Source organism: Streptomyces sp. 8L (genome assembly GCF_020176795.1).
GTDB lineage: Bacteria > Actinomycetota > Actinomycetes > Streptomycetales > Streptomycetaceae > Streptomyces.
The window spans coordinates 1-9,551 of record NZ_JAIUKE010000177.1 but is presented as its reverse complement, the minus strand read 5'-3'; the positions used below and the strand labels follow the sequence as shown (position 1 = coordinate 9,551).

Annotated in this window: 8 protein-coding genes; all 8 read left to right on the top strand. The window is 74.0% G+C overall.

Annotated elements, in window-relative coordinates:
• Nucleotides 1-289: 289 nt before the first annotated feature.
• The 8 genes from fmt (at nucleotide 290) to LCE31_RS16530 (ending at nucleotide 9,466) form a co-directional block, all read left to right on the top strand.
• Nucleotides 290-1,234 (top strand): methionyl-tRNA formyltransferase, encoded by a 945-nt coding sequence (fmt, locus tag LCE31_RS16565; protein WP_225015041.1) that lies wholly within the window; start codon nucleotides 290-292, stop codon nucleotides 1,232-1,234.
• A 230-nt stretch (nucleotides 1,235-1,464) separates the two neighbouring features.
• Nucleotides 1,465-2,925, top strand: a complete 1,461-nt coding sequence (locus LCE31_RS16560; RefSeq protein ID WP_225015040.1) for an RsmB/NOP family class I SAM-dependent RNA methyltransferase — start codon at nucleotides 1,465-1,467, stop codon at nucleotides 2,923-2,925.
• A 128-nt stretch (nucleotides 2,926-3,053) separates the two neighbouring features.
• Nucleotides 3,054-3,737, top strand: a complete 684-nt coding sequence (gene rpe / locus LCE31_RS16555; RefSeq protein WP_225015039.1) for a ribulose-phosphate 3-epimerase — start codon at nucleotides 3,054-3,056, stop codon at nucleotides 3,735-3,737.
• A 292-nt stretch (nucleotides 3,738-4,029) separates the two neighbouring features.
• A complete protein-coding gene (locus LCE31_RS16550; RefSeq protein ID WP_263631924.1) occupies nucleotides 4,030-5,016 on the top strand; it encodes a sugar-binding transcriptional regulator in 987 nt (328 codons plus the stop codon).
• A 220-nt stretch (nucleotides 5,017-5,236) separates the two neighbouring features.
• Complete coding sequence (locus LCE31_RS16545; RefSeq protein WP_263631923.1) at nucleotides 5,237-6,685, top strand: GuaB1 family IMP dehydrogenase-related protein; 1,449 nt, start codon at nucleotides 5,237-5,239, stop codon at nucleotides 6,683-6,685.
• 182 nt (nucleotides 6,686-6,867) lie between these two features.
• Entirely contained in the window at nucleotides 6,868-7,788 is a 921-nt protein-coding gene (locus LCE31_RS16540) for an RNA polymerase sigma factor SigF (protein WP_374118483.1), read from the top strand.
• A 201-nt stretch (nucleotides 7,789-7,989) separates the two neighbouring features.
• Nucleotides 7,990-8,463: an Lrp/AsnC family transcriptional regulator gene (locus tag LCE31_RS16535; RefSeq protein WP_225015036.1), complete on the top strand. Its 474-nt coding sequence runs from the start codon at nucleotides 7,990-7,992 to the stop codon at nucleotides 8,461-8,463.
• Nucleotides 8,464-8,665: 202 nt separating this feature from the next.
• On the top strand, nucleotides 8,666-9,466 hold the full coding sequence (locus LCE31_RS16530) for a carbon-nitrogen hydrolase family protein (RefSeq protein WP_225015035.1): 801 nt from the start codon (nucleotides 8,666-8,668) through the stop codon (nucleotides 9,464-9,466).
• Nucleotides 9,467-9,551: the final 85 nt, after the last annotated feature.

The window sequence follows — 9,551 nt, the reverse complement described above, 5'->3', positions numbered from 1 at the left end:
CCCTCCTACTCACCCTCTGCTGGGGGGGGCTCGGCTGGGGGGGGGGCGGGGGGGGCGCGGGGGGGGGGGGCCCCCCGCCCCCCCCCCCCGGGGGGGGGCCCCCCCCCCCGGGGCCCGGGCACCGGCAGCCGGGGGACCGGTGCCGCCGGCCGGTCCGCCCCGCGGAACGCCGGACGCGGCGGCGCCATAAACTGATACGCCCCGCGGCGCCCGCCTGCGCCCCGCGGCCCCCGTCGCCCGTCCCGCGGCAGCCGCCGCCGTCCCCGTTCCGAGAGGCAGCACGCCACCGATGAAGCTCGTCTTCGCCGGCACCCCCGAGGTCGCCGTACCCGCCCTTGACGCACTCATCGCCTCGGAGCGGCACGAGGTCGCCGCCGTGGTGACCCGGCCCGACGCGCCCGCGGGCCGGGGCCGCAGGCTCGTCGCGAGCCCGGTCGCGGAGCGCGCCGAGGAGGCCGGGATCGAGATCCTGCGGCCCGCGAAGCCGCGCGACGAGGACTTCCTCGCCCGTCTGCGGGAGATCGCGCCCGACTGCTGCCCCGTCGTCGCGTACGGCGCCCTGCTGCCCCGCGTCGCCCTCGGCGTCCCGGCCCACGGCTGGGTGAACCTGCACTTCTCGCTGCTGCCCGCGTGGCGCGGCGCCGCGCCCGTGCAGCACGCGGTGCTGGCCGGGGACGAGATGACGGGCGCCAGCACCTTCCAGATCGAGGAGGGACTCGACTCCGGTCCCGTGTACGGCGTCGTGACCGAGGCGGTACGGCCCACGGACACCAGCGGGGACCTGCTCACCCGGCTCGCCTTCGCCGGCTCGGGACTGCTCGCCGCCACCATGGACGGCATCGAGGACGGCACGCTGGCGCCCGTGGCCCAGCCCGCCGAGGGCATCACGCTGGCGCCCAAGATCAACGTGGAGGACGCCCAGGTCGACTGGGCGGCGCCCGCGCTGCGCGTCGACCGCCTCGTCCGTGCCTGCACCCCGGCGCCCGGGGCCTGGACGCTCTTCAGGGGCGAGCGGCTCAAGCTCGTGCACCTGACCCCCGCGCCGGAGCGCGCGGGCCTCGCCCCCGGGGCTCTCGACGCCGGCAAGAACAGCGTCCATGTGGGCACCGGCTCGACCGCCGTCGAGCTCCAGTGGGTGCAGCCGCAGGGCAAGAAGCCGATGCGCGCCGCGGACTGGGCCCGCGGCGTGCGGATCGCCGCCGGTGAGCGCCTCGGTGCGCGGCAGGCCGGCTGAGCCGCCCGGCGTACGCTGGGACGAGCCGCCCGCCGCACCCGCAGCCAAGCAGGCCTCACGGCCAAGTCGTCTCTACGGACAAGCAGCCCTCGCAGCCAAGCCGTCCCGACGGACAAGCCGCGCCCACGGACAGGCCGTTCCCACGGGCAAACCGTCCCCATGGGCAACTCGCCCACACATACAAGAAGACCGCCCTCGCCATCCCGCCACCCGTACACCCCGGAGCACCTTTGAACGACCAGGCCCCTCGCGCGCGTCAGCAGCAGTCCCGGCAGGGCGCGGCGGGCCGGCCGGGCCGGCCCTACCGGCGCCCGAAGAAGGACCCCGCGCGCCTGCTCGCGTTCGAGGCGCTGCGGGCCGTCGACGAGCGCGACGCGTACGCGAACCTCGTCCTGCCGCCGCTGCTCGGCACAGCGCGCGAGCAGCCCGGCTTCGAGGCGCGCGACGCGGCGCTCGCCACCGAACTCGTCTACGGCACACTGCGCAGGCAGGGCACGTACGACGCGATCATCTCGGCCTGTGTCGACCGGCCGCTGCGCGAGGTCGATCCGCCGGTGCTCGACGTGCTCTCCCTCGGCACGCACCAGCTGCTCGGCATGCGCATCCCCACGCACGCCGCGGTCTCCGCCACCGTCGAACTGGCACGCGTGGTGCTCGGCGACGGCCGGGCCAAGTTCGTCAACGCCGTCCTGCGCAAGGTCTCCGCCGACGACCTCGACACCTGGCTCGAACGGGTCGCGCCGCCCTACGACGAGGACGCCGAGGAGCACCTCGCCGTGGTCCACGCCCATCCGCGCTGGGTGGTCTCGGCCCTCTGGGACGCGCTCGGCGGCGGCCGGGCGGGCATCGAGGACCTCCTCGCCGCCGACAACGAGCGGCCCGAGGTGACGCTGGTCGCCCGCCCCGGCCGGTCCACAACCGAGGAGCTGCTGGCGCAGGTCGGCGCGGACGGCGGGCTCCCGGGGCGCTGGTCGCCGTACGCGGTGCGGCTCGCCGAGGGCGGCGAGCCCGGAGCCCTGCGCGCGGTGAAGGACGCCAGCGCGGGTGTCCAGGACGAGGGCAGCCAGCTCGTCGCCCTCGCGCTCGCCCACGCCCCGCTCGACGGCCCCGACACCCGCTGGCTGGACGGCTGCGCGGGTCCCGGCGGCAAGGCGGCCCTGCTCGCCGCGCTCGCGGCCGAACGCGGGGCGGCCCTGCTCGCCGCCGAGAAGCAGCCGCACCGGGCGCGCCTCGTGGAGCGGTCGCTCGCGGGCAATCCCGGTCCGACGCAGGTCGTGACGGCGGACGGCACCAGGCCGCCGTGGCGCGAGGGCGCCTTCGACCGGGTCCTCGTGGATGTCCCCTGCTCCGGACTCGGCGCGCTGCGCCGCAGGCCGGAGGCGCGCTGGCGCCGCCGCCCCGACGATCTGAAGGGGTTCGCGCCGCTCCAGCGCGGGCTCCTGCGCGAGGCGCTGCGGTCGGTCCGCGTCGGCGGCGTCGTGGGGTACGCGACCTGCTCGCCACACCTCGCGGAGACGCGGGTGGTGGTGGACGACGTCCTGCGCGAGGGCCGTACGGCCGCCGAGTGGATCGACGCGCGCCCGCTGCTGCCCGGCGTACCGGCCCTCGGCGCCGGTCCCGACATCCAGCTCTGGCCGCACCTGCACGGCACCGACGCCATGTACCTGGCCCTGCTGCGCCGCACGGCCTGAGACGGCGGGGCGCCCCGCCTCCGCACGCGTGTGCCCGCGCCGTACCGAAGGGTGGAACGGCCCCGGTCCGCCGTACCGAAGGGTGGACCGGGGCCGGTGCAGGGCCGGGTCCGTGGGAGGCTTGCTCCATGGCCCAGATCAACCCCAGCATCCTGTCCGCCGACTTCTCGCGCCTCGCCGAGGAGGCGAAGGCGGTCGAAGGCGCCGACTGGCTCCACGTCGACGTGATGGACAACCACTTCGTCCCGAACCTGACCCTGGGCGTCCCCGTGGTCGAAGCGCTCGGCAAGGCCGCGGGGACCCCCCTCGACTGCCATCTCATGATCGAGGAACCGGATCGCTGGGCGCCGCAGTACGTCGAGGCGGGCGCGGGTTCCGTGACGTTCCACGCCGAGGCCGCCGCGGCGCCCGTCCGGCTGGCGCGCGAGATCCGCGCCAAGGGCGCGCGCGCGTCGATGGCGCTGAAGCCGGCGACGCCGGTCGAGCCGTACGAGGACCTGCTGCCCGAGCTCGACATGCTGCTGATCATGACGGTGGAGCCGGGCTTCGGCGGCCAGTCGTTCCTCGACATCATGCTGCCGAAGATCCGCAGGGCGCGGCAGCTGATCGCCAGGCACGGGCTGGAACTGTGGCTCCAGGTGGACGGCGGTGTCTCCGCCGACACCGTCGAGCGGTGCGCGGAGGCGGGCGCCGACGTCTTCGTCGCGGGCTCCGCGGTGTACGGCACCGACGACCCGGCCGCCGCGGTGCGTATGCTGCGCCACCAGGCCGACGAGGCGACCGCCAAGGCGTCCTGGTCCTGCGGCCATTGAGCACGCCGCCGGGCGCGGTCCGGACGGACGCCGCGCCCTGCCGGGGACCGGCAGGTGCGGACACGGGCGGGCGGCGGGTGTGTCCCTGCGGACGCGCTGCGTGACGGTGCGCGGACTCTGGGCGGACGCGGTGTGCGGGCGCGCGACCGGTGAGCCACGGTTAAGTGAACGGGCCCCCTCGGGGCTGATCAAGGACCGTCGTATCTGACAGGATGAACGGCGGATCGAGAGGGTGCGCAGAGTGAAGGAGAACGCGGTGCCTGGAATTTCGGCGGGGCGGCCGGCCCTGCGCATGGGACCCGCGGAACTGGTGCAGGCGGCTGCCATGGCGCGCCGCTTCTACCTGGAGGGCAAGTCCAAGATCCAGATCGCCGAGGAGTTCGGCGTGAGCCGCTTCAAGGTGGCCCGGGTCCTGGAGACCGCCCTGGAGCGCGACCTGGTGCGCATCGAGATCCGTGTCCCCGCCGAGCTGGACGCGGAGCGCTCCGACGCGCTGCGGGCCCGCTACGGCCTGCGGCACGCGGTCGTCGTGGAGTCGCCCGCCGACGGGGACGAGTCGCCCGACCCGGAGAACCTCGGCGAGGTCGCCGCCGACCTGCTGGGCGAGCTGGTCACGGAGGGCGACGTCCTCGGCCTCGCCTGGGGCCGCTCCACGATCCACATGGCCGCCGCGCTCGACCGCCTGCCGCCCTGCACGGTGGTCCAGTTGACCGGCGTGTACGACGCGGGCACCGCCGAGCGCGGCTCCGTGGAGGCCGTACGCCGCGCGGCCCAGGTGTCCGGCGGCGAGGCGCACCCCATCTACGCTCCGATGCTGCTTCCCGACCCGTCGACGGCGACGGCGCTGCGCAACCAGCCCGGTATCGCGCGCGCCTTCGACTACTTCGACAAGGTGACCGTGGCCGCCGTGTCCATCGGGTCCTGGGAAGCGGGCATCTCGACGGTGCACGACATGCTCACCGAGGAGGAGCGCTCGCACTACGCGTCGCTGGGCGTGGCCGCCGAGATGTCGGCACACCTCTTCGACGCGCAGGGCCGCCGCGTCGGGCGCGACCTCGGCGAGCGCTGCATCACGGTCGAGGCCGACCGGCTGCGCCGCATCCCCGAGGTGGTCGCGATCGCGGGCGGCATGCGCAAGTCGGAGGCCATCGGCGCGGTGCTCCGCTCCGGGCTCGTGACCAGCCTCGTCACGGACACCGTCGCGGCGGACTTCCTGCTGAAGGACTTCACCCCGGCACCTCGGCCGGCCCTGGAGCGCACGGACCCCGACGGGGACTGACCCACACGGGCCCGGGGGACCGGAGGCCCCAGGCCCGACTCGTACGGCCCGGGGAAACGACCCCGGGGCCAGGCACCCGTTTGGAGCTTCCTCCAAGCGGGTGCCCTCCGGACTGGAGGTTTCTTCCCGGCCGCACCGAGGCAGTACATGGGACAATCAAGTACGTGCGTCTGCCGCCGGGCCCCCCGCCCTGCGGCCTGCTCCGAGCGACTGGGATGTTCTGTACGTGCGTTTCCTCAATGATCTTCAGCCGTCGTACGACCTGACCTACGACGACGTCTTCATGGTGCCGAGCCGGTCGGCGGTCGGCTCCCGGCAGGGCGTGGACCTCTCCTCGCCGGACGGTACGGGCACCACGATCCCGCTGGTCGTGGCGAACATGACGGCCATCGCGGGCCGCCGCATGGCGGAGACGGTCGCCAGGCGCGGCGGCCTCGTGGTCATCCCGCAGGACATCCCGCTCGACGTCGTCGCGGACGTCACGTCCTGGGTGAAGTCCCGTGACCTCGTCTTCGACACGCCCATCACGCTGTCGCCGACGCAGACCGTGGACGAGGCCCTGTCGCTGCTGCCGAAGCGCGCCCACGGCGCGGGCATCGTGGTGGACGACAAGCAGCGCCCCGTCGGCATCGTCACCGAGCACGACCTGTCCGGCGTCGACCGGTTCACCCAGCTGTCCGTGGTGATGTCCAGGGAGCTGCTGGCCATCGCGGCGGACACGGACCCCCGCGAGGCGTTCAACATCCTCGACGGCGCGCACCGCAAGCTGGCCCCCGCCGTGGACCAGGAGGGCCGCCTGGTCGGCATCCTGACCAGGAAGGGCGCCCTGCGCGCGACGCTGTACACGCCTGCCACGGACGCGGCGGGACGGCTGCGGATCGCCGCCGCCGTCGGGGTCAACGGCGATGTGGCGGGCAAGGCCGCGCAGCTGCTCGACGCCGGGGTCGACACCCTCGTCGTGGACACCGCGCACGGCCACCAGGAATCGATGATCTCCGCCGTCAAGGCCATCCGGGGGCTCTCCCCGCGCGTGCCCGTGGTGGCCGGCAACGTCGTCTCGGCGGCCGGTGTGCGCGACCTGATCGAGGCGGGCGCCGACATCGTCAAGGTCGGCGTGGGCCCCGGCGCGATGTGCACCACGCGCATGATGACCGGGGTCGGCAGGCCGCAGTTCTCCGCCGTCCTCGAATGCGCCGCGGAGGCCGCTGAGTTCGGCAAGCACGTCTGGGCCGACGGCGGGGTGCGCCACCCCAGGGACGTGGCCATGGCGCTCGCCGCGGGCGCGTCGAACGTGATGATCGGGTCCTGGTTCGCCGGTACGTACGAGTCGCCTGGAGACCTCCAGCAGTCCGCCGACGGGCGGCTGTACAAGGAGTCCTTCGGCATGGCGTCCGCGCGCGCCGTCCGCAACCGCACGAGCGAGGAGTCGGCCTACGACCGGGCCCGCAAGGGGCTGTTCGAGGAGGGCATCTCCACGTCGCGGATGTTCCTCGACCCGGCGCGGCCCGGCGTCGAGGACCTGATCGACTCGATCGTCGCGGGCGTCCGCTCGTCCTGCACGTACGCGGGCGCGTCGTCTCTCGCCCAGTTCGCGGAGAGGGCGATCGTCGGCGTGCAGAGCGCCGCCGGATACGCGGAGGGCAAGCCGCTGTCGTCCAGCTGGAGTTGACCCGCCCCGCGCGTGGGGCGGCGTGACGGCGCGAGCACCCTGCCGGTGCGCGGGGAGGCCCCGAACGGGCACCCGGCGCACCGGCATATGCGTCTTCGATGATTTCCAGGGCCGACAGGCATGGCACCCGCGGTACGGGGTACACGCCTCCCACTGAACCATGCAATCCAGGGGAGGCGAACGTGTCGACGGCCAGCGCGGTCCCGTTCGAACGCACGACGTACGCAAGCGGAGAAGCCCGGACGGAGGGGCACGGACTTCCTGACGAGTACGGACCGTCCCCGTTCCGGCACGCCCCCTACGGTCTGCCGCATGTCGCGTCGCCCTCAGGCGTCGCCCCCAAGGACGCGCGGGAGATCTCCCGGCTCTTCTTCGCCCGTCTCGCGGAGCTGGAGGAGGGCACGGGCGAGTACCAGTACGCGCGCAACACCCTCATCGAGCTCAACCTGGCCCTGGTGCGCTACGCGGCCACCCGGTTCCGCAACAGGTCCGACCAGATGGAGGACATCGTCCAGGTCGGCACCATCGGGCTGATCAAGGCGATCGACCGCTTCGAGCTCAGCCGCGAGGTGGAGTTCGCGACCTTCGCCGTCCCGTACATCGTGGGCGAGATCAAGCGGTTCTTCCGCGACACCAGTTGGGCCGTGCACGTTCCGCGCCGCCTCCAGGAGCTGCGGATAGACCTGGCGAAGGCGAGCGACGAACTGGCGCAGCGGCTGGACCGCGCCCCGACCACGGCCGAGCTCGCGGCGCACCTGCGCATCGACGAGGAAGAGGTCATAGAGGGCATCGTCGCCAGCAACGGCTACACGGCGGGCTCCATCGACATGCCGGCCGAGGACTCCGCGGAGACGGTGACCCCGCTGGCCGACCGGCTCGGCGAACTGGACGCGGGGCTGGAGATCGCGGAGAACGTCCAGGCGCTGAAACCGCTGATCGAGTCGCTGGACGAGCGGGAGCGGCAGCTGCTGCGCATGCGGTTCGGCGAGGAGATGACGCAGTCGGAGATCGGCGAGGTCCTCGGCGTGTCCCAGATGCACGTCTCCCGGCTGCTGGCCCGCGTCACCGACAGACTCCGCAAGGGCCTGCTGACCGACTGCTGAGGCGCGACGCCGCCCCGGGCCGGCGCCGCCCGAACCCTGGCCGCCGTCCGTTGACCGCCGGCCCCTGGGCCGGAGCGTGCCGGGGTCCCGTCCGGTGCTCCCGGCTCCGGGCGGCCACGCCACGACGACGACCCTCCGTCCCGGCCCGTCCCGCGCGCCGGGCGGGGGCGGACGTCGTCAGGCGCGTGTTCTACTGCACCGGTGCGACTGAACGACCTGGACGAAAGCATCCTGCACGCCCTCGCCGAGGACGCCCGCCGCTCCTACGCGGACATCGGCTCTCTCGTGGGCCTGTCCGCACCGGCCGTGAAGCGCCGCGTGGACCGGCTGCGCGCCGAGGGGGCGATCACTGGGTTCACCGTGCGGGTCGACCCCGCGGCGCTCGGCTGGCGCACCGAGGGGTTCATCGAGATCTACTGCGGACGTAACACCTCGCCCGAGGACATCCACCGCGGCCTCGAACGCTTCCCCGAGGTCGCCTCCGCGTCCACCGTGACCGGCGAGGCCGACGCGGTGGTGCAGGTGTTCGCCGCCGACATGCGCCACTTCGAGGAGGTCCTCGAACGCATCGCGAGCGAACCGTACGTGGAGCGCACCAAGTCCGTGCTCGTTCTGTCGCCGTTGCTGCGCCGCTACGCGGCGGGCGCTCCGCAGTGGCCCGGGTCACGTTCCTGAGCGTTCCGTGCCCCGCCCCGCCGTCCGGCGCAACGATTCGCCGCGGACCGGCCGTCGCGCGCAACGGATCGCACAGGCAGACGCAACGGTCGCCGCTTGTCGCCGCCGGGCGCGCGACCGTACCGTCATGGGCGGGGGAGCCCGGGCCTGCGCCCGGCGCCCCGCTCCCGTCGCACCGCCCGTGACCTGCGAGGATTTTGCCATGCCCCCGTTGCGTACCGCCCTGCTCCAGAGTTCGGGACAGCCCGGTTCCACGGCGGGGAACCTGCGGACCCTGGACGATGCGGCGGCGCGCGCCGCGGCGGCGGGGGCGCGGCTGCTGGTCTGCCCCGAGATGTTCCTGACGGGGTACGCGATCGGCGACGACGTGGGCCGCCTCGCCGAACCGGCCGACGGCCCCGGCGCCGAGGCGGTCGCGAGGACGGCCGCGCGCCACGGTCTGGCCGTGCTGTACGGCTATCCGGAGCGCGACGGCGAACGGGTCTTCAACAGCGCCCAGTTGATCGCGGCGGACGGCACCCGGCTCGCGGGCTACCGCAAGACGCACCTCTTCGGCCCGTTCGAACGCGAGCGGTTCGCCCCGGGGGAGGTGCCGGTGGTCCAGGCCGACCTGGACGGCGTCCGGCTCGGGATCATGATCTGCTACGACGTCGAATTCCCGGAGAACGTCAGGGCGCACGCCCTGGCCGGCACGGACCTGCTGGTGGTGCCGACGGCGCAGATGCGGCCCTTCGAGTTCGTGGCCGAATCCGTCGTGCCGGTGCGGGCGTTCGAGAACCAGCTCTATGTCGCGTACGTCAACAGGACTGGGCGCGAGGGCGAGTTCGACTTCGTCGGACTGAGCTGCCTGGCCGGCCCCGACGGAACGGCGCGCGCCAGGGCGGGAAGCGGCGAGGAACTCGTCGTCGGAGACGTCGACCCCGCCCTGCTGGCCGCGTCGCGCGCCGCCAACCCGTATCTGCGCGACCGCAGGCCAGACCTGTACACGAGTCCGCGCGACTGACCGCACCGCCCGACACCGCACCGCTCCGGCGCGGGGCACGCCCCCGGCCGGGGCCGCGCCCGACCTCACGCATGCGCCGCGCCCC

What these genes read in the sequence shown, in the direction of transcription:
- fmt (WP_225015041.1), top strand. Translation starts at nt 290, where the DNA reads ATGAAGCTCGTCTTCGCCGGCACCCCCGAGGTCGCCGTACCCGCCCTT.
- rpe (WP_225015039.1), top strand. Translation starts at nt 3,054, where the DNA reads ATGGCCCAGATCAACCCCAGCATCCTGTCCGCCGACTTCTCGCGCCTC.
- LCE31_RS16550 (WP_263631924.1), top strand. Translation starts at nt 4,030, where the DNA reads ATGGGACCCGCGGAACTGGTGCAGGCGGCTGCCATGGCGCGCCGCTTC.
- LCE31_RS16530 (WP_225015035.1), top strand. Translation starts at nt 8,666, where the DNA reads ATGCCCCCGTTGCGTACCGCCCTGCTCCAGAGTTCGGGACAGCCCGGT.